Consider the following 23,261-nt stretch of genomic DNA (forward strand, 5'->3'; position numbering starts at 1 on the left):
TCCGGCGGGTCGCGTCCTCCGCGACCGACCAGACGCACGAAGGGCCCCGCCGACACGGCGGGGCCCTGCTGCGTTCCGTCAGTCGGATCAGTCGTCGACGATCTGCGGGTCGTACCCCGCTTCGCGGAGCGTCTGCACGACGAGGTCGCGGTGGTCGGGCCCGCGCGTCTCGATGCTGAGCTCGAGTTCGACGTCGCTGATCTGCAATCCGTGGCCGTGTCGGGTGTGCAGCACCTCGATGACGTTCGCGTTGGCCTGCGCGACGAGCTCCGCCGTCCGTGCGAGCTGCCCCGGTCGGTCGGGCAGCGGGATGCGCAGCGTCAGGTAGCGGTCCGACGCCGCGAGGCCGTGGCTGACGACCCGCTGCAGCAGGAGCGGGTCGATGTTGCCGCCGGAGAGGATGGTGACCGTCGTGCCGGTCGGCTCGATCTTCCCGGCCAGGATCGCCGCGACACCGGCGGCTCCAGCAGGTTCGACGACGAGCTTGGCGCGCTCGAGGAGGACGACGATCGCCCGGGCGAGGTCGTCTTCGCTGACGGTGACGACCTCGTCGACGAGGGCGCTGATCATCTCGAAGTTGAGCTCACCGGGACGGGCCACGGCGATGCCGTCGGCGATGGTCGGCTGCACGGTGATGGTCGTCGGGGTTCCGGCTTCCAGCGACGCAGGGTACGCGGCCGCGTTCGCCGCCTGGACGCCGATCACCCGGATGGTGCGTCCTTCAAGGGCCGCGCGCTGCTTCATGACACCCGCGACACCCGAGATGAGCCCGCCGCCGCCGATCGGCACGATGACCGTCTCGACGTCGGGGACCTCCTCGAGGATCTCGAGCCCGAGCGTGCCCTGCCCGGTGATGACGTCCGGGTGGTCGAACGGCGGGATGAGGATGGCACCGGTCTCCGCGGCGAACTCGGCAGCCGCGATCAGCGGTTCCGCCACCGTGTGGCCGCGCAGGATGACGTGCGCACCGTAGTCGCGCGTTGCGGCGAGCTTCGGGAGCGGGACGCCGACCGGCATGAAGATGGTCGCGGTGATGCCGAGCTCGCGGGCGGCGAAAGCGACACCCTGCGCGTGGTTGCCCGCCGAGGCGGCGACGACGCCGCGCGCCCGCTCCTCGGGGGTCAGACTGGACATGCGGTTGTACGCGCCGCGGATCTTGTAGGAGCCGGTGCGCTGGAGGTTCTCGCACTTGAGGTGCACGGGCACGCCGAGGACGTCGGCGAGGTAGCGGGAGCTCTCCATCGGCGTGCGCTGGACGGTGCCGACGAGGGTGTCTCTGGCCCGCTCGAACGCGGCCAGCGACGGGCCGGGGAACACGGGTGTGGAGGTCGTTGAATCGGTCATGGTGTGCGGGGTCCTGGACTTTCTGGGGACGAGGTCTCTCGGAGGTCTTCGCTGGGGTGCTGGGGCTCCTGAACGCCTGGGCGATCCTGCGGCTCGTGAGACGAGCGGGAGCCCGGACGGATTCGCCTGGGGCTCGGGACGGTCTGCCAGATGGCGCCGTCGGCGCCCGGCTCCGGCGGAGCACTGCCGCCGGTCCGCCAGGTGCCGCTGGCGATGGTGTGGACCATCACGTTGATGACGGCCACCACGGGCACCGCGAACAGGGCGCCGGGGATGCCGGCGACGAGCGTGCCGCCCGCGACGGCGAGGACGACGGCGAGCGGGTGGACCTTGACGGCCGTACCCATGATGAGCGGCTGCAGGACGTGGCCCTCGAGCTGCTGGACGAGGAGCACGACGCCGAGCATGAGCAGCGCGATGACGGGGCCGTTGTAGACGAGCGCGAGGAAGACGGCCACGGCGCCGGTCACCACTGCGCCGACGATCGGCACGAACGAGCCGAGGAAGACGAGCACGGCGACCGGGATCGCGAGCGGGACGCCGAGGAAGAACGCGCCGAGACCGATACCGACCGCGTCGATCGAGGCCACCAGGATCTGCGTGCGGACGTAGTTGCCGAGCGTCCGCCAGCCTGCGCGACCGGCGCTGTCGACGGCGGGGCGTGCTCGCTGCGGGAAGACGCGCACCGTCCAACGCCAGATCGTCCGACCGTCGATGAGCATGAACAGCAGGCAGAAGAGCGTCAGGAAGACGCCCGTCGCGACATGGCCGAGCGTCGAACCGATCGACAGGGCACCCGAGAGCAGGACCTGGCTGTCCTGCTGGAGCGAGTCGAACGCCTGGGCGATGAAGTCGTTGAGCTGTGTCTCGGTCACGTGCAACGGACTGGCGAGCAGGAAGGCCTTGAAGTCGCCGTAGGCGGTCATGGTGCGGGCCTGCACGGAGGCGAACTGCGAGGTGATCTGCGAGATCGCGAGGAAGATCAGTCCGCTCACGACGGCGAGCGTGCCGACCATCGCGAGCGCGATGGCGAGGCCTTTCGGCCAACGGTGGCGTACCAGGACGTCGACGACGGGCTTCAGCAGAGCGGAGACGAGGACGGCGATGAGCAGCGGGATCACGATGAGGCGGAGCTGCACGACGAGGAAGACCAGCAGCGCGACGACCGCAGCCACCAGCAGGATCCGCCACGACCACGCTGCGGCAACGCGCATGCCTCGCGGGACGCTGCTCGATCCACTCAGGTCCGGTTCGCGCACGGGCGATGCCGCTTCGGGTAGGAAGCGTCCCCACCAGGTCTTCGGAGTGTCGTCCGCCATTGCTCAAGTGTAGGGCTGCCACATGCCGGCGAGCGCATGCAAAGACCGGTGGGCGGCGTCCCTTCCGCCGGTACACGACGGGTGTCCGACGCCGGTGCTAGCGTCGGGCCGTGTCCGGTTCCCTCTCCCCCGCCCTCGCCCGACGGATCGCGCTCGGTGCGCAAGGGTTCGGCGCCCCGCAACGCACGACCCCGGCGGGTACCCGCGCCCTGCGCTCGACGATCGATCGTCTGGGTCTCCTGCAGATCGACTCCGTCAACGTGTTCGAGCGCAGTCATTACCTGCCGCTGTTCGCGAGGCTCGGCGGATACGACAAGTCGCTGCTCGATCGCCTGACCCTCGGAGCCGACGCGCCCTACCTCGAGTACTGGGCGCATGAGGCGGCCTTCATCCCCCGCGACTCGTGGCCGCTGTTCCGGTGGCGGATGGACGCGCACCGCGCGAAGCATGCCGGCGACGAGACCACCTGGGCGAGCCAGAACACGGAGATGTTGGACTGGGTGCGAGCGCTCCTGCGCGTCGAGGGGCCGCTGAAGGCGAGCGAGATCGAACACGATGCGAACGTCCGACGCGGACCCTGGTGGGGATGGTCCGACGTGAAACGGGCGTTGGAGGTCCTGTTCCTCTACGGCGAGGTGGTCACGGCCGGTCGCGACCGGTTCGAGCGCCGGTACGCGCTGGCCGAGCATGTGCTGCCGCAGCACGTCCTCGACCTCGACGTCGCCCGGCCCGACGCGATCCGTGCGCTCGTCGAGCAGGCAGCGGCAGCGCAGGGCGTCGCGACCGTCGCCGACCTGGCCGACTACTTCCGGATCAAACCGCAGACCGCCGTCCGCCGAGCGGTCGATGACCTCGTGGACGCCGGTGTCCTCGAATCCGTGACCGTGGCCGGCTGGGACCGACGCGGTGGGCCGCAGGAAGCGTGGCTGCACCGCGATGCACGACGGCCGCGACGGATCGAGGGGGCCGCGCTGCTCAGCCCGTTCGACCCCGTCGTCTGGTTCCGCGAACGCGCCCTCCGCATGTTCGGACTCCACTACCGGATCGAGATCTACACACCGGAGCCCAAGCGCGTCTACGGCTACTACGTGCTACCGGTCCTCATCGACGGCGAGATCGTCGCGCGCGTCGATCTGAAGAGCGACCGCCAGGCCGGCGTCCTGCGGGTCCAGTCCGCGTGGTTCGAGCGTGGACACCAGGATGCCGTCGCCAGGAGGCTGCGTCCCATCGCCGACGACGCGATCGCGGGACGCCTCGCGGAGCTCCTCGAGCAGACGGCCCGCTGGCAGGGACTCGACGCGGTGGTCGTCGTCGACCGCGGGACGCTGGCGGCATCGTTGGCGCACGCCGTCGGCACCCGACTCCTCCCGCTCCCTCCCGCGCCGGACACGGGCACTACTCCCCATGCTCAGCCAGCACAATCATTCTCAGGAGATACACAACAACTATAGGATTGGCGGGCACCTCCATGGTCCGAAACGAGGGGAACCCGCCCATGAGCAACGACGACACCACACCACAGCAACCAGGCCGACCGAACCCGGGCGAGCAGCCGAACCAGCCGTCCCAGGGCGACCAGCAGGCTCCGTACCAGCAGGGTCAGCAGCAGCAGCCCAACCCGTACCAGCAGGGTCAGCAGCAGCAGCCCAACCCGTACCAGCAGGGTCAGCAGGGTCAGCAGCAGAACCCGTACCAGTCCGGACAGCAGCAGACCCCGAACCCGTACCAGCAGAGTCAGCAGAACCCGTACCAGTCCGGGCAGCAGCAGACGCCGAACCAGGCGCCCCCGGCTCCCTACGGTCAGCAGACCGGCCAGCAGACCGGCGCCCAGAACCCGTACCAGCAGGGACAGCAGCCCAACGGTCAGTACGCGACGGCGCAGAACCCGTACGCGACCGGCGCTCCGAAGCAGCCGATGGACCCGAAGCAGAAGAAGCGGATCATCCTGTGGTCGTCGATCGCCGGTGGCGCACTCGTGCTCATCGCCGCCGCCGCCATCACCATCGGTGTGCTGAACACCACGGCGTTCGGCCCGCAGGCGAAGGTCGAGGAATACCTCAAGGCCATCGCCGCCGGCGACGCGAAGCTCGCGACGAGCCTCGTCGCACCGGACCCCTCGATCGTCGGCAGCACCGACGACGAGTCCGCAGAGCCCGAGGCGACCCCGGACCCGTCCGCGTCGGCCGATCCGGATGCGGACGCCGAGGCCGAGGCTCCGGCCGCCGTCAAGCCGACCGCACTGCTCACGAACGAGGTCCTGAAGGGCGCCGACGAGCGCATCAAGAACCCTGAGGTCGGCCGCGTCTACAACCGCAACGGCGAAGCACGCGTGCAGGTCACGTACGAACTCGGCGGCAAGAAGTACGAGGACTCGGTCACGCTCGAGAGCGAAGGCAAGCAGTTCCTGTTCTTCGACCAGTGGAAGCTCGCCAGCTCCCTCGTCGGCAGCATCAACGTCTACACCGGTCTCGGTGGTACCGCGTTCAGTGTCAACGGCGTCAACTTCGACGGCGCGTCCGACGAGAGCCTGTTCGCCTACCCGGCCATCTACACGGTCGCTCCGCCGGAGAGCAAGTTCCTGCAGGGCGATGCCCAGACCATCACGCTGAGCTCGTACAGCGCCGGCGAGGGTTCGGCCTTCATCGACATCGACGTGACCGCCACCGAGGCGCTCACGACCGAGGTCACGAAGCAGGTCGTCGCGATGATCGAGAAGTGCCTCGACGTCACCACGCTCGACACCACCTGTGGCGTCATGCCGGACTGGCAGCAGAAGCAGTTCACGAGTGTCGGCCCGGTGACCTGGACGCTCACCTCTCCCCCGACCGTCGAGGTCGACGAGAGCGGTTCGTACTTCTACACCTCGGACGGCCGCATCGACGGTTCGTTCGACGCCTCCTGGTACGGCAGCGCCGTGGCGGGTCAGCAGGTGTGGGACACGTACCTGAACTTCCCCGGCAAGATCACGATCGACGCCGACGACAAGGTCACGGTGACGTTCGACTCCGACGAGCAGACCGAGTAACGGCTCTCGCCTGAACGCCGAATGGGGCGGCACCTCCGGGTGCCGCCCCATTCGTGTGTCCGGGAGCGGGAGGCCCTCGCCTAGAAGCCGCCGCCGATGGTGCTCAGGCGCTTGATCCGTTCGACGAGCGGCGGGTGGGTGCTGAACAATCGTGCGACCGCGCCGGGCTTCAACGGGTCGGAGATCCAGAGGTGCGCCATGGACGAGTTCTGCTTCGCCATCGGTCGACCGTACGCGGCGAGCTTCCCCAGAGCGCTCGCGAGCGCTTCCGGGTGACGGGTCGTGAGGGCGCCCGTCGCGTCGGCGAGATACTCGCGCTGGCGTGAGATGGAGAGCTGGACGAGCGTCGCGAGCAGCGGTGCCACGAGCATCGCCACGATGCCGATGATCAGCATGACGGGGTTGCCGCCGTTGTTGTTGTTCCGGTTGCCGCCTCCCCAGATGGTCATCCGGAGGAGCATGTCGGAGAGGAACCCGATCGCGACGACGAGGCCGAAGACGACCATGGACACGCGGATGTCGTAGTTGCGGACGTGACCGAGTTCGTGGGCCATGACCCCCTCCAACTCGGCGTCGTTGAGGATCTCGAGGAGGCCGGTCGTCGCGGCCACCATCGCGTGCTGCGGATCGCGACCCGTCGCGAACGCGTTGGGCGCCGGGTCGGCGATGAGGTACACCTCGGGCATCGGCGTCCCGGTCGTGATCGCGAGGTTCTCGACGATGCGGTACAGCCTCGGGTTGTCGGCCAGCTCGATGCGCTGCGCTCCGGTCATCGCGATGGCCTGCCGCCCCGCCAAGAAGTACTGGATCACCGCGTAGACGACGGCCACGACGAGCACCACGATCGTGATCGTCAGGTTCTGGTAGAGATACCCCGCGAGCCAACCGAGCCCGCCGATGATGACGAGGAAGACGACGAAGATCAGGACCGTGTTGAGCTTGTTCCTGGCGATGGCGCGGTACATGGGACTGCGCTACCGCACGTCAGAACTGGACGCGCGGCGGTTCGGCGATCGCCGCGTTGTCGGTGACCTCGAAGAAGTCGTGCTCCGAGAACCCGAGGCCCTTCGCGAACAGGTTGTTCGGGAACACCTTGACCTTGGTGTTCAGCTCCCGGACACCGCCGTTGTAGAAGCGGCGTGAGGCCTGGATCTTGTCCTCAGTGTCGACGATCTCGGACTGGAGCTGGAGGAAGTTCTGGCTTGCCTGGAGCTGCGGGTAGGCCTCCGCGACGGCGAAGATGCTCTTCAGCGCCTGCTGCATGTGGGTCTCGGCCTCACTCACGGCCGCCGGCCCCTGTGCGGTGAGCGTCTCGGCACGAGCCTTCGTCACGTTCTCGAACACGGCCTTCTCGTGCGCCGCGTACCCCTTGACCGCCTCGATGAGGTTCGGGATGAGGTCGGCGCGCCGCTTCAGCTGGACGGTGATGTCACTCCACGCTTCCTCGACCCGCACGTTCAGCGTCACGAGCGAGTTGTACGTCACCCAGAAGTAGATGCCGACGATGAGGACCAGGGCGACGACGATGAGGACTGGGATCAGCCATTCCATGAGGATGGGCTCCTTGTGAGTCGATGGAGAGCAGGTCTGCTCATTCTACCTGCGACCCGCCGGTGCCCTTGGGGAGTTCGGAGGAAGCACGCAGCAGGCGTGCAGCGCGGACGCATCGGACACTCGGCGGGCCGTCATTCCCCGAGGACGCGGGCGAGGTACCGGTTCCCGAACAGGCGGCCGGGGTCGAGGCGGTCGCGGAGGCGGACGAATTCGTCGAACCGAGGATAGGCACCACGCAGGGACGACGCGTCACGGCCGTGCAGTTTGCCCCAGTGGGGCCGACCGCCCAACTCGATCATGATCGCCTCGACGGCGCGGAAGTACTCCCCCGGGTCCTCGCGGAAGAAGCGGTGCACGGCGACGTATCCGGTCGCTCGCCCCGATGCTGTGGAGAGCCACAGCTCGTCGGCCGCTGCGACCCTGACCTCGATGGGGAAGGAGATCCGCCACCCCCGCTCCTCGATGAGCGCGCGGATCCGGGCGAACGCGGTCGGGAGGTGCTCGAGCGGCACCGCGTACTCCATCTCCACGAACCGCACCGTGCGGCTGGAGGTGAACACCCGCGTCGACCGGTCGGTGAACTCGCGATCGCCGACGAGGCGGTCCGCGAGCCGGTTCACGCGCGGGACGATGGCCGGCGCGACGGCGCCCGTGTTGCAGAGGACCCGGTAGACCCCGTTGGCGAGGAGCGTGTCGTCGACCCACTTCGCGACCGGGCGGAGTGGTCTGGTGGGCGCGTCACCCGGCAGCCGGTGGTTCGTCTTGGTCAGGGCGGTCGCGGTGTGCGGGAACCAGTAGAACTCGAAGTGGTCGACGGCGGCGGCACGGTCGAGCAGCGTGGGCAGCAGCTCGTCGAGCGACTCCGGCCGTTCCACCGCGTGCAGGACGAACGCCGGGACGCACTGCAGCGTGACCTCGACGAGGATCCCGAGTGCACCGAGCGCGAGCGCCAGCGCCGGGAGGAGCCCTGACTCCTGCTCGGCGTCCGACGTCAGCAGCTCGCCGTCCGCCGTCACCATCGTCACCCCGACGACCTGCGTCGCGATGCCGCCGAACGCAATCCCGGTCCCGTGTGTGCCGGTGGAGATCGCGCCGGCGACGGACTGCCGGTCGATGTCGCCGAGGTTCGGCATGGCGAGACCGAACGGTTCGAGGAGGCGCGGGATGTCGTGGAGGCGTGTGCCTGCGCGGAGGGTCACCCGGCCGCGTTCGCGATCGACCCGGACCAGACCGCTCAGGGCGTCGAGCTCGAGCAGCACACCGGGCGCCACGGCGATCCCAGTGAAGCTGTGTCCGGCTCCGACGGCCTTGATCGGCAAGCCCGCCCCCGCCGCAGCACGCACGAGGCGCTGCACTGCACCGACCGAGTCGGGCCGCTCGACCCGCACGGGCCACGCCCGCTCGGTCCGCGCCCAGTTCGTCCACGCTGTCGTCGTTCCCATCACACGAACCCCTGCCCTTCGCCGCGGTACGTCGGCAGGACGGCCTCCACCCCGTCGTCCCCGACCATGTGGAACACGTCCACCCGTTCGCTGAGCTCCCCGGACTTCGTGTGCCGCAACCAGACGCGGTCACCGAGCCGGAGCGACGCAGCCGCAGCCCCGGAGACCGGCGTCTGCACCTCGCCGGCCATCTCCCGCGGGAGCATCTCGAGGCCCTCCGGCCACGCGATGAGCGGGAGGCGGTCGAGCCCAGGGGGACCGGAGGCGACCCATCCGCCGCCGAGGATCGTCGCGAGCTCCGGCGACGGCTTCCGGACGACCGACAGACCGAACGCCGCTGCCGGTGCCGGGGTGAACGCCCGGTAGTGGTCGAAGAGGTGTCCGCCGAAGACACCGCTCCCCGCCGCGATCTCGGTCACCGAGTCGTCGGACGCGGTGAGTTCCAGGGATCCGGTCCCGCCGCCGTTGACGAACTCCAGCTCCGCGACCGCTCGGACCTCAGCGACCACGGCGGCACGACGTTCCCGGAGTTCGGCCCACGAGCGTCGCTGGATCGCGCGGAGCGCAGCCGACCACGCCGGTCGACCCGCGAGGTCGTCCCCCTGCCCGGCGATCTGCGCCTCGTAGGCCATGATCCCGACCAGGCTGAAGCCGGGTCGGGCGACGACCGCCTCCGCGAGAGCCCGGACCTCGTCCGGCGTGCGCAGGGGCGAGCGGCGGACACCGACGTGGCCGAGGGCGGGCGCGCGGAACGAGGCGTCGAGCTCGATGCACACGCGGATGCGCGCACGTCGCTCCGGAGGTGTCACCGCGTCGACGAGGTCGAGGTGGTCGAGGGAGTCGATCATGAGGGTGATCCGCGAGGCCGCCCGTTCGTCGGCTGCCAGCCGCGCGATGGCACCGCGTTCCGCCGTCGGGTAGCCGACCACGATGTCGTCCACCGTCTCGGACAACCAGAGCGCTTCCGACAGGGAGTAGGCCAGCACGCCGGCGTACCCGGGTTGTCTGAGGAGCGCGTCGATCACCGCTCGGACGCGAATGGACTTGCTGGCGATGCGGATCGGTTTCCCCGCGGCCCGTCGGAGCATGTCGTGCGTGTTGTGGCGGAGGGCTCCGAGATGCAGGACGGCGACGGGCGAGTCGACGTCCGAGACGGCCCGCTCGATGCCGCCCCAGTATCGCCTCGGGTCGAGCCAGGGCATCGGTTCGGACACCCGGCCGCCGGCGGTCAGTTCGATGCTCATCAGCGCACTCCTCGCACTCGGGTGACAGCGACCGCCCCTGCGACGGCGCAGGCCGCGGAGACGAGGTACAGGCCGGCGAATCCGCCGAGCCAGGCGACGAGGCACGCGCCGATCAGCGGAGCGACCGCCTGCGGCACCGCCTGGGCGATGTTCATGATGCCGAGGTCCTTGCCGTGCGACGCAGGGTCCGGCAGGACCTGCGTCGCGAGCGCCTGATCGACCGACATGAAACAGCCGTAGCCGAGCCCGATGAGCGCCGCCGAGACGAACCCCATCGGCAGCGAGGGCCAGATCGCGAGCAGGAGTGCGGCGAGCGCCTGTGAGGCGGAGGCCGCGACGACGAAGACACGTCGTCGTCCGATGCGATCGGACAGTCGGCCGAGCAGGATCGAAGAACCGACGACGAACACCGTGTAGACGACCGTGACCAGCAGGAGGTCGGTCTCGGCGTCGGCGTCCCCTAGCCCGAAGAGCAGGAAGTAGAACAGCAGCGAGGTGCTGAAGGCGTTGCCGAGGTTCACGAGGACGCGGCTGAGCATGGTCCAGGCGAAGTCGGGGTGGCGTCGCGGTGAGATCCAGAGACTCTCCAGGAGCGCGTGCGCGGTGAGTCGCAGGGGTCGATCGCCCGTCGGGAGTGGATCGGGCAGCCGCAGGAACGGCACGACCAGCACGATGAGGAGGACGGCGAGCGCCAGGTACCCCACGTCCATCTGGGTGCCGAGCAGGAGCAGGAGGGCGATGCCGAGGATGACCCCGACGGCCTGCGGCGCGGAGATCCACCCCGAGACGAAGCCGCGCTGTCCGACGGGCACCTGATCGGAGATGGTCGCGGTGAGCGCTGCTCCCAGGATGCAGAAGCCGATGATGGCGAGGCACCAACAGACGCCGATGCCGACGATGCCGGTCTGCAGTCCGAGGAGGACGAGCCCCAGGGCGAAGACGAGCGCGCCACCTGCGATCCACGGGCGGCGTCTCCCGAACCGCGACCGTGTGCGGTCGGACAGGGCGCCCGTCAGCGGATAGACGACGATGGAGCAGAGTCCGGCCGCCCCGGCGACGACACCGAAAGCGACGACACTGTCCACCCAGTGCTCGGGAGCGAGCGTCGCGTCGATCTGCGCGGGCAGGAGGAGCTGCAGCGGGGCGAGCTGGGCCATCCAGACGCCCAGCCAGGCGACCGCGAAGGCGGCGACCCAGCGCCCGGTGACCCGTCGGTCGGCCGGGTGGCCGACGGCTGCGGTGCCGAGGCCGCTCATCTCGGCGCCGGTTCGGCGAGGGTTGCGACGAGGTGCGCCACCGTCCCGACGAGTCGCCGGGCTTCGGCGTCGTCGCGTCGCACCAGCCAGCCGAGTGTCAGGCCGTCGGTGAAGGCGATGACGGTCCGTGCGATCTCGTCGACGGGCTGCGTCCAGGTGCTGCCGCTGACCGTTGCGGCGAGCGCGAGCGCCTCACACGCGAGCTCCTCGTACCGTCGGTACTGCTCGAGCGCGAGGTGCTCGAGGCCCGGCGTCCGCATCGCGTAGGCGCTGAGCTCCTGCATCGCCGCCTCCCGAGCCGGATCGGCGCGGAGGAGGTCGACGTAGCGTTCGAGGCCGGCACGGACGACGGCTTCGAGGGTGGGCGGATGCTCCTGACCGGCCTCCTCGTCCGGCAGCAGCTCCCCGACGTCGAGGACGACGCGTTCATGCTCGACGACGTGTGCGACCAGTTCGGCGAGGAGCTCGTCGCGGGAGGCGAAGGCGTAGTGGAAGCTGGCGAGCGACATCCCGGCCTCGGCCACGATGGCCCTGGTCGTGGCGGCGGCGACGCCCTCGGCTGCGACGACGCGGAGGGCGGCGCTGATCAGCTCGGCTCGTCGGTCGACAACGGAGATCCTCGGCATCGCAACCCTTCCCGGGGCGCCTGCGGGTCGTGCCGCTCCATCGCGGTCGACCCGACTGGGACGGATGACCCAGTCGCGCCAGTATGGCGGACCACCGGTCGGAGCGCACCTGTCGCGACGGCTTTCCTGTGCGGATCGGCCGAGAATGTGACCCGATCTGGCGCGGGAGGTTGACTTCCCGCGGTGATCTTGGGGGAATGGAGACGGTGACCGGGGAACACGCGCGCGCAGGAACAGGAGTCCGATCGAATCGCTCGATCGGACGCGTCGCGATCCTCCTCGCCGTCTTCCTCTCGGCCGGACTCTGGACGACGACCGTCGCGGGCCCCGCATCGGCGACGCCCGAACCGCTCCCCTCCCCGAGCGAGAGCGCTGCGGCGCCGACCCCACCGCCACTCGACGGGCCGACCATCACGAGTCCCGATTCCGGTTTCTTCATCGGCAGCGGCGGCACCACGGTCACCGGGACGAAGGACGCCGGCACGGGTGTCCAGCTGCAGGTCGGCGACGGTCTCGAGCCGGTCTGCATCCTGCCGCAGGACGACAGCACCGACTGGTCCTGCTCGATCGACCTGCCCGACGGCGGCGGCCTGCTCATCACCGCCGTCGAGGTCGGCGTCCCGGAGACGCTCTCTGCACAGATCTCCGTGTCCGCGCTCGGCCCGCCCACCATCACCGAGGGGACGCCGAGCAACGGCGGCGTCCGCGGGACCGCCTACCCCGGAGCGACGGTGACGGTCCGCGCCGACTCCGGTGCCACCTGCAGTTTCGCAGCGGACAGCTCCGGAAGCTGGTTCTGCGTGCTGGGCGAGCCGCTGCGGGCCGGCGACCTCTCCGTGACGGCGACGCAACAGACGTCGTTCAGCGGCGGTCAGCGCTCCGACGCGTCCGCCCCGGTCGTGCTCACCATCGACCGCGACGCTCCGGCCCCGCCCGTGATGTCCTCACCGACGGCCGGACAGGCGATGCCGATCTCGGCGGCGAGCTACGCCGGCACCGGCGAGGAGGGCGCGACCGTCACCGTCTTCGCCGACTCGACGTCGGTCTGCACGGCGTTCGTCACCGGCGGCACGTGGAGTTGCTCCGGCGGTGGCGTGCCGGCGGGGGCGCACGTCGTCCTCGCGATCCAGCAGGATGCCGCGGGCAACACGAGCGGGGCGAGTACGGCGATCACCCTGACGTTCGGCGATGCATCGGCCGCGCCCGCCACGCCGGCACCGTCCGCCTCCCCATCGCCGTCCGACGGCACCGAGCCCGCGCCAGCACCTGGGACACCCGCTCCGGGCACGCAGCAGCCGACCCCATCGCCGAGCGGCGAACCGGCACCCGGCGCCGCTCCACCCACCGGTGGTGGCGGCCTCTGGTCGGGGACGACGCCGTTCACGCAGACCCTCGCCTCCACGATCGACGGACGCGGCCAGCCGGTCTGGTGGCTCGCCGCCCTCCTCGCCCTCGCAGCGGTGGCGCTCATCGCGATCCCGGCCCGACTCCTCGCGACCTCCATCGCCCCCTGGCGCGCCACGATCGCCGACCGTCGTCGTGCAGCGGTGACCGGGCGCAACCGACCGAGGGACGAGTTCGAGCGGGTCCCGTCGGTCCCGCTCCCGAGTCGCACGGCGATGGCCGTCGTCACCGCCGTGCTCGCGGCAGGCATCCTCATGTTCGCGCACCCCGTGAGCGGTCAGCCGGCGTATCTCCGGCTGTGGTTCGCCTCGCTCATCGCCGTGGTCGCGATCAACGTCGTGGGCCTCCTCGCGCAGCTCGTCGTCGCCCGCCGAGCCGGGCTGGGCTCGATGCGTGTCAGCGTCCGTGTCGGCGGGCTGGTCACGGTCGGTGTCGTCACCGCGCTCTCACGCCTCCTGGCCCTGCAGCCGGCTCTGCTCTTCGCGCTACTGACCGAAATCCGGCCGACACGGAGACCCGAAACGCATGTAGCCGGCTCCACATCCTCGGCGGAGACCGATTCCGATGCCATCACGCCACGCATCGCGGGCCGCCTCGCGCTGGCCCGGATCGCTGCGGCCGCCGGGCTCGGTTCGATCGCCTGGCTCGCGTCGGCGCTGGCCGGCGAGCCGAGCGGCGGCGTGGGCGCGATGCTCGTCGAGGCCGTGAACCTGACCGCGATCGCGGGGATCGGATCCGCGTCGATCGCGCTCCTCCCCCTCGGGCCGCTCGGTGGACGCGCCATCCTCGCCTGGTCGAGGCCGGTGTGGCTCGGCAGCGCGTTCGTGGGCTTCACGCTGCTGTTCGGACTCCTGGGCCCGACGGCGACGGTTCCGGGTGCGGGTGACACGCTCGTCGGGCTTCTCTTGGGGTCGCTCGCGTTCGCGGCCGTCGGCGCTGGCACGTGGGCCTGGAACCGTCACCTCCGGCCGCTCATCGACGCGCGCTGAGCGACGCTCGACGGCCGGTTGGCCCGATCAGACCTCAGCCGGCGTCGGCGGGACGCTCGACCGGCAGGCCGCTGGCAGCCCACTCGGAGATGCCACCGGTGACGTTCACAGCGTCGTAGCCCTGCTGTTCGAGGTAGCCCGTGACGCGGGCGCTGCGGCCACCGGAGTGGCACATGACGTACACGGTCTCTTCGCGGGGCACCTCGTCGAGGTGGTCGAGGAAGGACGACATCGGCAGGTGTCGGGCACCGGGCACGCTGGCGACGGCGACCTCGTCGGCTTCGCGGACGTCGATGATGACGGCCTGCTCGAGCTTGCTCAGTTCGGTTGGGGTGATCTCCTGCATCGCTTCAGCCTACCGTCGAGGACGCGCGGCCGGGCCGGAAGATGCGGCAGGCAAGCGTGAGGGCGAGGTAACCCGAATACCTCGCCCTCACTTGAGGCGTCTAGCAACCGGTCGACCAAGAAGCTTGCGGCTTCCGGGACCGGCTCACGGGTGACGCCCCCACCTCGAAGGTAGCGGACCGGAGGCACCTTGCGTGACGCAACACCGCCGTGTCGCGTTCGCGTCGTCCGTTTTGTGCACCCCATTCAGGGGCCAACGCCCGAGGCATCGTTGTCTCAGTGCGCGCTGTCGGGATCGCGAGGGATGTGGAGCTCACCCGGGTCGACGTCGACGTCGCCGGTGTCGTCAGGACCGCCGGTCCCGGGGGCCACGTTGATCATGCCGGAGGCGATGTCGGGGTCGCGGACGACGGGCTGCCCGTCGTCCTGCTTGGCCGCCGTCTCCGCCTCGCTGGAGGGGCTGTACGTGCGGTCCTTGCTCGTCTGTTCTTCGTCGTTCAGTGCGTGGTCGTGGTCGCTCGGAGTACTCATGCTGAGCACGCTAGTCGCGCTCCCCCGCCCGGCACGGACCCTTGCAGGATCGGGGCGAACGTGCAGACCGCTCAGTGCAGCCGGCGGAGCGATGCCGACGCGATGACGGGTCGTGCGGCTTCGACGTACGACGCCAGCGTCTCGCGCAGTGCCGCCGCGTTGTCGTCGGTCAGGTCGATCTCGTAGTTCTCGCCGTCGATGCCGAACCGGACCGTCTCCCCCAGCCCGCGGGGGATGTCGGAACCGTCGAGGTCGTCGACGAGCGTCGTGATCGTGCGGGTAGCCATGCGTCCATCCTTCCATGCGGGTTGGCGGTACGGCGTCGTACCCCCGGTGGGGTTCGAACCCTTTAGACACCCCTGTCAGTGCAACCAACCTGTCCCAATTCCGCCAGATTACGGCACTGAGAGCTCACACGGACCAGGCTCGATCACCGCAGCTCGGCGGCGAGTGTTGTCACGTCGTTGTCATTAGCTCCACTCGGAGAGTTGGTGACTTGAGTCCTGTCCGCCCTGGCGATCAGAATGCGCAGCTGGTGATGTCGACTTGGAGCTCTGGTGACGCGAACCGCAGAGCGGTGACCGTTCGGAGCGACGCTGCGGGAGGGTTGGCTGGAGTTGAGCTGGCGGTCCCAGCGCGGGCGCAGGCACGGCACGCGACACTCCACACATACGCCGCCGTCAGGGTCCCGGACCAGGGCGCGAGCACGGAGCTCGTCGCGGGCGGTCTGATTCTCCTGCTTCATGCGGATCACGTCAGGGTCTCCCCTACTTGTGAGCCGTCTCCGACGACCGCGAGGATGAGCGAATGGACCTCAATGAGAACTTCGTCAGCTCCGCCCGCATGCACGACTTCGAGGTGCCCCGGGGTGACCGCACCTTCACGTTCAGCCGCTCCGATGCCATCTCCGGCAATCAGGTCGCCGAGCTCGTTGTCCTCGACGAAGACCGGCAGCCCATCGGCTACATCGTCCCGTACACCCGAGACGAACACGGTGCCATTGAGTCGAGGTTCTTCGGGGTGGGGATGCCGTCCGTTTTCAGAACAGTCGAAGATGCTCTCGAGTACATCGCGCCGTCCGTCTGAGGTAGTCACGCCGCCACCAGTTCTTCCCCGAGGAGGAACTCCGCGACCGCGTGCCCGAGGTCGCGGGCTGCCGGCTGCGTCACCGCGTTGCCCGCCTGCTTGACCTGTTCCCGCTTCGTGCCGAGCAGCACGTAGTCGCGCGCGAACGCCACGCCGACCACAATCTCGCGCGGTTCGAGCGTCCGGGACCGCGTCTCGGCGGTGCCCTCGGGTATGGGCGGCCAACGAACTCTGCAGAGCGCGCACGCTCGGCTGAAACGGGGACCGCGTCCCGGTGGCTTGCAACCTAAGCCACCGGGACATCAATCAGTCGACCTGGAACTCGCGGGTGGTGGCGACATCTTTCGCCGTCGGGATGCCTGTCGCGACGACCTGCACCGTGATCGTCCCGTCCTCATTGGTACGGCGGTTCATCTCGACCTCTCCCACACGGGTCTTATAGGTCACGAGCTGGGAACGGCCGCTCTCAGTCTCCGTGTTGGTAGCCAGCACAGCGTTCGGGACGAGGCTGACCCGGCACAGCGCTTGGAATCCTGCCAGAGTGTCCCCGTCCTTCCCCTTCGTCATGTCGGTTACGAAGAGCGATAGCGCCTTCCAGGCCCAAGGGTCGAACGCGACGCTGGCCGCCCCCTCTTCAACGCACACGATCAGCCGGTCGGTCTGCTCGTCGAACGTCTCGGCCTTCGTGGACGCGAACATGACCGCGGGCGGGACTCCGTCGCCGTACGAAGCGGTCGAGAAGAAGTTGTAGCCGCGCGCGACCTCTGCCTCGCGAGCAGCCTTCGCCCCTGCTTCCCAGCTCGCCCACTCGCCCTGCAGTCCCCCCGTGAGCGTGTCGGCAAGGACCGTAGCGGCGAGGGACGCGCTCATGTCTGCCAGCCACGACCCTGTGAAGGAGGCCACCGCGGGAAGCGCTGCACAACTGCTCAGTGTTGGCGCGGCCAACACTGCGACGACTCCTGCGCCGCCGATCTGGAAGGCAGATCGTCGACTGATTTTGGGGAGTTCAGTGATCATCGGGTCTCACATTCTCTAGGGGGAACCAGAGGGTATCCAAGCCCGGAACGGACCGGTAGAGCAGTGCTGCAACGATGCTGCAACGGTCATCTGTCCTCGCTGCCCCGGAGCTTTCCTGGCGACGAACGCAGCCGCGTGTGTCGATCGGACGGAGCTTGTCGATGGTCGCTAGGACGGCGACCGCAGTATGTTGTGCTCGTGACCGAGGACCTTCCGCCGCAGTACGAGTTGTCGTTCTATCTCGGCGAGATCGTGCGAAATGACACGTGGGCTGAGAACGAGATGAAGAACCTGTGGATGCGACTCGCTCAGGCGGGCCTTGGCGAAGGCGAGCCGGATCGTGACTTCGCCCGGGTAACCAGGGACGTACGTCGGATGCTCAATCTCGAACCGGTGCCGTCGGAATTCCGAGCCCTGGCGCTGCCTGCGCTGGAGGCCACTCATCGAGCGCACCGGAGCCGAGTCGGGTATGTTCACCAGATCCTCATCCAGCCGCCTTGGGCGCTGGGACAACTCCGTCCTGCGATCGGCGACCAGCCAGCGATTCACATGACGGATCTAATCAAGTGCGCCGAGGAACTGCGGGTGGCGATGTGGCGACTGCGCGGCTTGTGGATCATCGCGCCGCACTGGCTCGGCTATGGCGACGATGAAGATCAGCGCTGGGACGATCGGCAGGATCTGCTCAGCTGGACCCGCGTCGCCATGGGACACATCGCTGGCGATCGGCGCAGGGTGGTCGGGACAGAGGGCTCGGCCCCAGAGCCAGCCGGAGGGTATCGAGAGCTGTCACCGTCAGGTGGCGACAAGGAGTCGGAGTGACAAGGCGTCGATTCCGGCCTGCTAGATGGTGAAGACGATGATCACCGCCAGCGACGACGCTCGACAGCGTTCCTGTCCCACTGCGCTGGTCACGCTACCGGCGACGTCGACGAGTCGGCGTGATCCGCCGACCGGCCTCCCTGTAGGGCTGGAGCGCCTCGCGGAGCGCCTCGGCGTTGTCGTCGCTGAGATCAATCTCATAGGTACGGCCACCCACGCCGAACCGGATCGTCTCGCCAGATCCTCGCTGAAGGTCTGTTCCGTCGAGGTCGTCGATGAGCGTTGTTACTCTGCGCTGTGCCATGAAGTCCTCCTCGCATCTGAGCACAGGCCCACGGACAGCGTCTCCGGGAGGGGAGTCTCGGCCGGATCGCTGGGCGTCAGGTGGCGACAACGGCCAGCTGTTCACCTGAACGCGGGCGGTGTGCTGTAGCGCCGTCGGTCGTCCACCTCAGAGCTGCCGCTGTAGCCCCACCGGTGGATGCCGAGCGTGCAGAGCAACTTCATCGTGACTTCCCATGTGTCCTTGTCGGGGCGGGCGCGGCGTCTGCCGTCACGCCCGCCCCGAATGGTGGATTGTTCTCACCCCGAAGTGCTCACGATCCGGCCTGGCGAAGGGCGCCCGGGATATGACGAAGGCCACTGAGACCGACGCCCGTCGGTATGGTTCAGGCATGGATTGGGCTGACCTAATGAAGACCGTGGCCGTATTGCTGGTTGGTGCCGGGATCTCGATTGGAACATCAGTCGTGCTCGATCGGCTCCGATTCCGCAGAGACGAAGCAGCAGCAGAGACTAAGCGTCAAAGCGAACTGGCGGAGTCCCGCAGGGTGGAGGCCGCTGACCACATTGCCAAGGTGTACAGACACCTGACCACCATGTGGCGGTACTCGACCACCGTCAGCATGGGGTCTAAGCGCCCTGCGCCTCCTCCTGAGGCGGTAGAGGCCGTGAATGAGCTCTGGCACACCTTCCAGCTCATCCCGGATGCCGTCGTGCGTGAGGCCGTGCATAATGGCCTCTACGCTCTGGGCAATCTCCAGAGTCTCGACAACTACCCCTGGAAGTATCAGGAGCTAGGTGAGGATGGCTACCGCCAGACTGTGACCTCAATGCGGGACGTCGTCGCGGCGTACCTACGCCGGGACGAGCTGCCCCAAGACGAGGTCACGCAGCTCGGCGGCGTGGCCGACTTGCTCGACCAGATCCAGCCTTTCAACTGAGCACACTGCTGCACTTCTTTGAGCACGGGGTGGGAGTCCAGCGCGGCACTGTCCCCACCCCAGGACATTGATCACTCCACATCCCGAGATGCTTATGATGCCGAACAGTCTCTCGACTTGGGGTCGATCCGGCCAGAAACACGAAAGCCGCCCAGGGGCCGGGCGGCTTTCTCATGATCGTGCTTAGTTTCTATCTGGGGGGGGGACAACGGAACGGTGTCAACCGCCTCAGCAAAAGATGTTGGGAATGCAGTCGAGGCGTGCATAAGACGCAGCTCTCGGCTCGTTGAACTCTACTCAAACCGTGGGCCGGCACGGTCAAGATCGAGTAGCTACTGTGGCGCGAATCGGCAGCCACGGTCGCACGACCGGGCGAGGAGCGGGCGTACCAAGGGTCTCCCCTTCGGGCGTGAGTAACGCGGCCGCAGCGACCAACTCTCCGATGGCAGCTACGAGATAGGCGTCGGACGCGAGATCCAGGTGAGCCTGAGTTATGCGCGAGGGAGTGGTGGTCTCGATCACGAGCACCCCCACGGAGCGCTTGTCACCTTCGATTCGGAGAGCCGCTACGGTCTTGGCTCGCATCCGCATACGAGCGATGTCGTCGTCAGTGAAGTTCTGGCGTCTGGCTGCTTTGTCCCAGGTCTCCCTGTTGGCGCTCATCTGGACAAGCGCCTGTCCATGCTCGGCGGCCCAAGCCGTGCCGATTGCGCCCTGGTCGATGGGATAGTGTCCTCGGCCCTTCTTCGCGAAGTTCGGGTTCTTCGCTGACCGAGCCAGCATGACGAACTGGTTCTCGTGGTAGTAGTACACGCTGAACCGATCTGAGTGCCCTTCGAGCTTGCAGTACTTCGCCAAGTGTTCGAGCAGGATCTGAAGCGAGCGCTCGAGCGCCCGCGATTTGGCTGCAGCCTTCTCTTCCGCTTCCTCGCGCAGCTTAGCTAGGTGCATGTAGCTGGGTCGCTGGACGATGATCTCCGACAAGAATGCAGCGCCTGTGGCACCGAGACCAAGCCAAAAGAGCCACACGTGTTCTTCCCACCCGCCCCCTAACCCTCCCCAGATCGCGAGTGCAAGCGCGCCACCTCCGCCAAGGGTTCGCGGCAACCACCCCTTTACGAGACGAGCGAGCCAAACCACAGCTTTCGCAACTGTCTGCACTGCAGGCTGCGCGGCTCGCGCCGAGCTCATGCGAGGACGAGCGCCGACTCTTCGCGCTCCGGCCGGAGAGGCTTAGACCCATCTTGAGCAGCCACAAGTTCGACCGCTTCGTTCAGCATGTCGACAGCCATTTCCTCGATGTATCGGGGGTCGGCTCCGTCAAACCGGAAGCCAAGCATGAAGTCGCCTGTGCCCCGGTCCGGCGTGACGAAATACGCTGTGACTGCTGGGTTGTCCGACAGCACGGTGCGGACGGCATCCTCGAGCTTTCGAGCGAACTCATCGAGGTGTTCAAGGGGTAGATGAGGGAACGTCACAGTCGTTGTGAGTTCGAAGACGCGCTTTCCAGAATCGGACACTTCAGCCTCCCCAATTGCCTTACTGCGCTTGACCCGACCATACACTGTCCCGCGCTTACCGCATCCCGGCGCCGCGAGTAGAAATCATGTCGTTTGCGCTGGTGGACACCGCTCTCTGGTCTACACGCTCGCATACACGGGCCTACGATGGGGCGAAGCGACCGCTTTTGGTGCTTACTGGACGCCCGGTAGCTTCGAGAGATGACTTCGACACCACGCACCCGCACCGAGATAATCGAGCTCAACTTGAAGCAGATTCAGTGGTGGTGGGTGGGCCTCGGCGCTGTGACGTGCTTGGGTCTCGGGATTTCCTACGCGCTCGGTGGTTCCACTCTCGGAACGCGCGTCGGCATCATCGTGACCATCGTGGGTCTGCTAGCTGAAGTCATCGCGCAGACCGAGAACGCACAAACCGACCCGAATCAGAAATGGTGGGAGATCCTTCGAGACACGGGCGCCGCTATGAAGCTCGTCGGACTCATCCCGCTCGCGCTCCAGCTCTTCGACCTGAAATTCGAAGGCCTCATGGCCGGTTAGGCCCGAAACCACGAAACGGCCCCTCCTGACCCACAGGCCTGAAGAGACTGTCAATCATCGGGCCACGAGCAACCGAACTCCTGCGCAGCAGCATATAGACGACCTCGACGCCGTTGCGGACGCCCTCAATCAGGCGAAGGTGGAGACGGTTGTTGTCGAACCGTTGTCGCGGAGACCGATCAGGACGCTCAGATCCACGTGATTCTGCGGCATACGAACGTACCCCCGGTGGGGTTCGAACCCACACTGCGGCGATTTTAAGTCGCCTGCCTCTGCCAGTTGGGCTACGGGGGCGTGCACCTCATCGTATCGAGGCGTCGAACGCCGAGAGGCGCATGCCCCGGCGGACCGGATGACATGCGCCTCTCGAGGAACGGAGCTGGGCTCCGGACCGGACTACTTGTTCGCGCTGACTTCCTCAGCGGGCGTCGCGTAGGCCTGCTCGTCGTCGGCACCGGTCGGGGCGCCTGCGGCAGCAGGAGCCTCGGCAGCGGGCGCTGCGGCCTCGGCCGGGGCGACCTTCGGCTTGCGCTTCACGGGAGCCTTGCGAGCGGGCTTCTCAGCCGCTGCGGGAGCCGCCGGAGCTGCTGCGGGGGCAGCAGCGTCTGCCGGGGGCTTCGGGCGCGACGCGAAGGTCTCGAAGGCCTCACGCGGGTTCTGCACGGCCGACAGGGAGACGATGTCGCGTCCCAGCCAGAAGTTGTTCCACCAGCCACCGAACACGCGGAACTTGCGCTCGAAGCTCGGCATCGCCAACCCGTGGTACCCACGGTGCGCGAACCAGGCCGGGAGGCCCTTGATCGCCAGGTTGCCGGACTGAAAGACACCGACGCCGATGCCGAGACCGGCGACCGCACCCATGTTCTTGTGGAAGTAGTTCTTCGGCTCCTCGCCACGGAGGACCGCGGTGATGTTCTTCGCGAGGAGCTTGCCCTGACGGACGGCGTGCTGAGCGTTCGGCACGCAGAAGCCACCGACGCCACCGCCACTGAGGTCGGGGACGGCGGAGACGTCGCCGGCCGCCCAAGCACCCTCGACGATGTCGTCGTCGGTGCCCACGCGGAGGTCGGCGCGGGTCTTGATGCGACCGCGCTCCTCGACGGGGAGGTCGCCACCGCGGACGACGCCCGGGTTCGCCATGACACCGGCGGTCCAGACGATGAGGTCGGACTCGAACGACTCACCGGTCGAGAGCTCGATCTTGCCGTCGACAGCCGACTGCAGCTGCGTGTCGAGGTGCACGAGCGCGCCGCGCTCGGCCAGGTTCTTGAGGACCCAGTGGCTCGTCTCGATCTTGACCTCGGGCATGATGCGACCCATGGCCTCGATGAGGTGGAAGTGCGTGTCCTCGAAGGAGAGCTGCGGGTAGAACTTCAGCAGCGAGCTCGCGAACGAACGCAGCTCGGCGAAGACCTCGATACCGGCGAAGCCGCCACCGACGACCGTGAAGGTCAGGAGGCGGTCGCGCTCGGGACCGGCCGGCAGGTTCGCGGCCTTGTCGAAGTTGGAGAGCACGCGGTCGCGGATCGCGACGGCCTCTTCGATGGTCTTGAGACCGATCGCGGTGTCGGCGACACCGGGGATCGGGAAGGTGCGGGAGACGGCTCCGGCGGTGACGACGATGATGTCGTAGTCGACCTCCCAGGGCTCACCGATCTCAGGCGTGATGGTCGCCTTCTTCTCGGCGTGATTGATGCCCGTGACCTTGGCGGTGATCACGTTGGTGTGCTTCAGGTGGCGACGCGGCGAGACGACCGCGTGACGCGGCTCGATGGAACCGGCGGCGACCTCCGGCAGGAAGGGCTGGTAGGTCATGTAGGGCAGCGGGTCGACCATGGTGACTTCGGCCTCACCACGACGAAGCTGCTTCTCGAGCTTCCATGCGGTGTAGAACCCGGCGTAACCACCACCGACGATCAGAATTTTGGGCACGGCGAACGATCTCCTACGTCAAGACGATTGGTTCAGATGAGTGTC

At 67.9% G+C, this 23,261-nt stretch carries 24 protein-coding genes and 1 tRNA gene; 7 read left to right on the forward strand and 18 right to left on the reverse strand.

What is annotated here, in order from left to right:
- Window positions 1-87 precede the first annotated feature (87 nt).
- Both ilvA and CCK91_RS09070 read right to left on the reverse strand, forming a co-directional pair.
- Window positions 88-1,344 (reverse strand): threonine ammonia-lyase, encoded by a 1,257-nt coding sequence (ilvA, locus tag CCK91_RS09065; protein ID WP_086473695.1) that lies wholly within the window; start codon window positions 1,342-1,344, stop codon window positions 88-90.
- The gene (locus CCK91_RS09070) at window positions 1,341-2,663 is read right to left on the reverse strand and encodes an AI-2E family transporter (RefSeq protein ID WP_086473696.1); all 1,323 of its coding nucleotides are present in this window, start codon (window positions 2,661-2,663) and stop codon (window positions 1,341-1,343) included. Before CCK91_RS09070 ends, ilvA begins: the two co-directional genes overlap by 4 nt.
- A 110-nt stretch (window positions 2,664-2,773) precedes the next feature.
- Between CCK91_RS09070 and CCK91_RS09075 the strand changes: the two genes are divergently transcribed.
- A complete protein-coding gene (locus tag CCK91_RS09075) occupies window positions 2,774-4,114 on the forward strand; it encodes a winged helix-turn-helix domain-containing protein (RefSeq protein ID WP_086473697.1) in 1,341 nt (446 codons plus the stop codon).
- Window positions 4,115-4,158: 44 nt separating this feature from the next.
- Window positions 4,159-5,688 (forward strand): hypothetical protein, encoded by a 1,530-nt coding sequence (locus tag CCK91_RS09080; protein ID WP_086473698.1) that lies wholly within the window; start codon window positions 4,159-4,161, stop codon window positions 5,686-5,688.
- Between the two features lie 80 nt (window positions 5,689-5,768).
- Here the strand turns inward: CCK91_RS09080 and CCK91_RS09085 are convergent, their stop codons facing one another.
- The 6 genes from CCK91_RS09085 to CCK91_RS09110 all read right to left on the reverse strand — a co-directional run bounded on the left by CCK91_RS09085 (window position 5,769) and on the right by CCK91_RS09110 (window position 11,810).
- The gene (locus CCK91_RS09085; protein ID WP_086473699.1) at window positions 5,769-6,653 is read right to left on the reverse strand and encodes a M48 family metalloprotease; all 885 of its coding nucleotides are present in this window, start codon (window positions 6,651-6,653) and stop codon (window positions 5,769-5,771) included.
- Window positions 6,654-6,672: 19 nt separating this feature from the next.
- Window positions 6,673-7,239: a LemA family protein gene (locus CCK91_RS09090; protein WP_086473700.1), complete on the reverse strand. Its 567-nt coding sequence runs from the start codon at window positions 7,237-7,239 to the stop codon at window positions 6,673-6,675.
- A gap of 134 nt (window positions 7,240-7,373) precedes the next feature.
- Window positions 7,374-8,684 (reverse strand): D-arabinono-1,4-lactone oxidase, encoded by a 1,311-nt coding sequence (locus CCK91_RS09095; RefSeq protein WP_086473701.1) that lies wholly within the window; start codon window positions 8,682-8,684, stop codon window positions 7,374-7,376.
- On the reverse strand, window positions 8,684-9,928 hold the full coding sequence (locus CCK91_RS09100; protein ID WP_086473702.1) for an alanine racemase: 1,245 nt from the start codon (window positions 9,926-9,928) through the stop codon (window positions 8,684-8,686). The genes CCK91_RS09095 and CCK91_RS09100 overlap by 1 nt, the downstream gene beginning before the upstream one ends.
- Complete coding sequence (locus tag CCK91_RS09105; protein ID WP_086473703.1) at window positions 9,928-11,184, reverse strand: MFS transporter; 1,257 nt, start codon at window positions 11,182-11,184, stop codon at window positions 9,928-9,930. Before CCK91_RS09105 ends, CCK91_RS09100 begins: the two co-directional genes overlap by 1 nt.
- Complete coding sequence (locus CCK91_RS09110) at window positions 11,181-11,810, reverse strand: TetR/AcrR family transcriptional regulator (RefSeq protein WP_086473704.1); 630 nt, start codon at window positions 11,808-11,810, stop codon at window positions 11,181-11,183. The genes CCK91_RS09105 and CCK91_RS09110 overlap by 4 nt, the downstream gene beginning before the upstream one ends.
- Before the next feature lie 206 nt (window positions 11,811-12,016).
- On the opposite strand from CCK91_RS09110, the gene CCK91_RS09115 reads away from it, so the two are divergent.
- Window positions 12,017-14,203 (forward strand): hypothetical protein, encoded by a 2,187-nt coding sequence (locus CCK91_RS09115; RefSeq protein ID WP_133059963.1) that lies wholly within the window; start codon window positions 12,017-12,019, stop codon window positions 14,201-14,203.
- Window positions 14,204-14,237: 34 nt separating this feature from the next.
- Here CCK91_RS09115 and CCK91_RS09120 read toward each other — a convergent pair whose 3' ends face one another.
- The 3 genes from CCK91_RS09120 to CCK91_RS09130 form a co-directional block, all read right to left on the reverse strand.
- Complete coding sequence (locus CCK91_RS09120; protein ID WP_064296463.1) at window positions 14,238-14,549, reverse strand: rhodanese-like domain-containing protein; 312 nt, start codon at window positions 14,547-14,549, stop codon at window positions 14,238-14,240.
- A 275-nt stretch (window positions 14,550-14,824) separates the two neighbouring features.
- On the reverse strand, window positions 14,825-15,079 hold the full coding sequence (locus CCK91_RS09125; protein WP_133059964.1) for a hypothetical protein: 255 nt from the start codon (window positions 15,077-15,079) through the stop codon (window positions 14,825-14,827).
- 71 nt (window positions 15,080-15,150) lie between these two features.
- The gene (locus CCK91_RS09130; protein ID WP_064296464.1) at window positions 15,151-15,366 is read right to left on the reverse strand and encodes a histone-like nucleoid-structuring protein Lsr2; all 216 of its coding nucleotides are present in this window, start codon (window positions 15,364-15,366) and stop codon (window positions 15,151-15,153) included.
- 520 nt (window positions 15,367-15,886) lie between these two features.
- Between CCK91_RS09130 and CCK91_RS09135 the strand changes: the two genes are divergently transcribed.
- On the forward strand, window positions 15,887-16,165 hold the full coding sequence (locus tag CCK91_RS09135) for a hypothetical protein (protein WP_086473707.1): 279 nt from the start codon (window positions 15,887-15,889) through the stop codon (window positions 16,163-16,165).
- A gap of 5 nt (window positions 16,166-16,170) precedes the next feature.
- Here CCK91_RS09135 and CCK91_RS09140 read toward each other — a convergent pair whose 3' ends face one another.
- Together CCK91_RS09140 and CCK91_RS09145 are read right to left on the reverse strand one after the other, a co-directional pair.
- Window positions 16,171-16,317, reverse strand: coding sequence for a DNA cytosine methyltransferase (locus tag CCK91_RS09140; RefSeq protein WP_207568202.1), 147 nt, complete (start codon window positions 16,315-16,317; stop codon window positions 16,171-16,173).
- 154 nt (window positions 16,318-16,471) lie between these two features.
- Complete coding sequence (locus CCK91_RS09145; protein ID WP_133059965.1) at window positions 16,472-17,182, reverse strand: hypothetical protein; 711 nt, start codon at window positions 17,180-17,182, stop codon at window positions 16,472-16,474.
- 198 nt (window positions 17,183-17,380) lie between these two features.
- On the opposite strand from CCK91_RS09145, the gene CCK91_RS09150 reads away from it, so the two are divergent.
- Entirely contained in the window at window positions 17,381-18,004 is a 624-nt protein-coding gene (locus tag CCK91_RS09150) for a hypothetical protein (protein WP_133059966.1), read from the forward strand.
- A gap of 94 nt (window positions 18,005-18,098) precedes the next feature.
- Here the strand turns inward: CCK91_RS09150 and CCK91_RS09155 are convergent, their stop codons facing one another.
- Window positions 18,099-18,308, reverse strand: a complete 210-nt coding sequence (locus CCK91_RS09155; RefSeq protein WP_086473842.1) for an Lsr2 dimerization domain-containing protein — start codon at window positions 18,306-18,308, stop codon at window positions 18,099-18,101.
- A gap of 370 nt (window positions 18,309-18,678) precedes the next feature.
- Between CCK91_RS09155 and CCK91_RS09160 the strand changes: the two genes are divergently transcribed.
- A complete protein-coding gene (locus CCK91_RS09160) occupies window positions 18,679-19,227 on the forward strand; it encodes a hypothetical protein (protein WP_133059967.1) in 549 nt (182 codons plus the stop codon).
- A 318-nt stretch (window positions 19,228-19,545) separates the two neighbouring features.
- Here the strand turns inward: CCK91_RS09160 and CCK91_RS09165 are convergent, their stop codons facing one another.
- Together CCK91_RS09165 and CCK91_RS09170 are read right to left on the reverse strand one after the other, a co-directional pair.
- Window positions 19,546-20,211 carry a GAF domain-containing protein gene (locus CCK91_RS09165; RefSeq protein ID WP_133059968.1) on the reverse strand — a complete coding sequence of 222 codons (666 nt, stop codon included), beginning with the start codon at window positions 20,209-20,211 and terminating at the stop codon, window positions 19,546-19,548.
- A gap of 203 nt (window positions 20,212-20,414) precedes the next feature.
- Window positions 20,415-20,747, reverse strand: coding sequence for a hypothetical protein (locus tag CCK91_RS09170; RefSeq protein WP_133059969.1), 333 nt, complete (start codon window positions 20,745-20,747; stop codon window positions 20,415-20,417).
- 201 nt (window positions 20,748-20,948) lie between these two features.
- On the opposite strand from CCK91_RS09170, the gene CCK91_RS09175 reads away from it, so the two are divergent.
- A complete protein-coding gene (locus CCK91_RS09175) occupies window positions 20,949-21,284 on the forward strand; it encodes a hypothetical protein (RefSeq protein WP_086473713.1) in 336 nt (111 codons plus the stop codon).
- Window positions 21,285-21,504: 220 nt separating this feature from the next.
- Here the strand turns inward: CCK91_RS09175 and CCK91_RS09180 are convergent.
- Together CCK91_RS09180 and CCK91_RS09185 are read right to left on the reverse strand one after the other, a co-directional pair.
- Window positions 21,505-21,578: transfer RNA gene (locus CCK91_RS09180), tRNA-Leu, on the reverse strand.
- A 102-nt stretch (window positions 21,579-21,680) separates the two neighbouring features.
- Window positions 21,681-23,216, reverse strand: a complete 1,536-nt coding sequence (locus CCK91_RS09185; protein ID WP_086473714.1) for an NAD(P)/FAD-dependent oxidoreductase — start codon at window positions 23,214-23,216, stop codon at window positions 21,681-21,683.
- Window positions 23,217-23,261: the final 45 nt, after the last annotated feature.

It is taken from the genome of Plantibacter elymi (nom. nud.), from assembly GCF_900177795.1.
Taxonomy (GTDB): Bacteria; Actinomycetota; Actinomycetes; order Actinomycetales; family Microbacteriaceae; genus Plantibacter; species Plantibacter elymi.

Bases quoted from the DNA above. Each gene is read 5' to 3' on its own strand.
- ilvA (WP_086473695.1), bottom strand. From the start codon at position 1,344: ATGACCGATTCAACGACCTCCACACCCGTGTTCCCCGGCCCGTCGCTG.
- CCK91_RS09070 (WP_086473696.1), bottom strand. From the start codon at position 2,663: ATGGCGGACGACACTCCGAAGACCTGGTGGGGACGCTTCCTACCCGAA.
- CCK91_RS09080 (WP_086473698.1), top strand. From the start codon at position 4,159: ATGAGCAACGACGACACCACACCACAGCAACCAGGCCGACCGAACCCG.
- CCK91_RS09085 (WP_086473699.1), bottom strand. From the start codon at position 6,653: ATGTACCGCGCCATCGCCAGGAACAAGCTCAACACGGTCCTGATCTTC.
- CCK91_RS09090 (WP_086473700.1), bottom strand. From the start codon at position 7,239: ATGGAATGGCTGATCCCAGTCCTCATCGTCGTCGCCCTGGTCCTCATC.
- CCK91_RS09095 (WP_086473701.1), bottom strand. From the start codon at position 8,684: ATGGGAACGACGACAGCGTGGACGAACTGGGCGCGGACCGAGCGGGCG.
- CCK91_RS09100 (WP_086473702.1), bottom strand. From the start codon at position 9,928: ATGAGCATCGAACTGACCGCCGGCGGCCGGGTGTCCGAACCGATGCCC.
- CCK91_RS09105 (WP_086473703.1), bottom strand. From the start codon at position 11,184: ATGAGCGGCCTCGGCACCGCAGCCGTCGGCCACCCGGCCGACCGACGG.
- CCK91_RS09110 (WP_086473704.1), bottom strand. From the start codon at position 11,810: ATGCCGAGGATCTCCGTTGTCGACCGACGAGCCGAGCTGATCAGCGCC.
- CCK91_RS09120 (WP_064296463.1), bottom strand. From the start codon at position 14,549: ATGCAGGAGATCACCCCAACCGAACTGAGCAAGCTCGAGCAGGCCGTC.
- CCK91_RS09125 (WP_133059964.1), bottom strand. From the start codon at position 15,079: ATGAGTACTCCGAGCGACCACGACCACGCACTGAACGACGAAGAACAG.
- CCK91_RS09130 (WP_064296464.1), bottom strand. From the start codon at position 15,366: ATGGCTACCCGCACGATCACGACGCTCGTCGACGACCTCGACGGTTCC.
- CCK91_RS09135 (WP_086473707.1), top strand. From the start codon at position 15,887: ATGGACCTCAATGAGAACTTCGTCAGCTCCGCCCGCATGCACGACTTC.
- CCK91_RS09145 (WP_133059965.1), bottom strand. From the start codon at position 17,182: ATGATCACTGAACTCCCCAAAATCAGTCGACGATCTGCCTTCCAGATC.
- CCK91_RS09155 (WP_086473842.1), bottom strand. From the start codon at position 18,308: ATGGCACAGCGCAGAGTAACAACGCTCATCGACGACCTCGACGGAACA.
- CCK91_RS09160 (WP_133059967.1), top strand. From the start codon at position 18,679: ATGGATTGGGCTGACCTAATGAAGACCGTGGCCGTATTGCTGGTTGGT.
- CCK91_RS09175 (WP_086473713.1), top strand. From the start codon at position 20,949: ATGACTTCGACACCACGCACCCGCACCGAGATAATCGAGCTCAACTTG.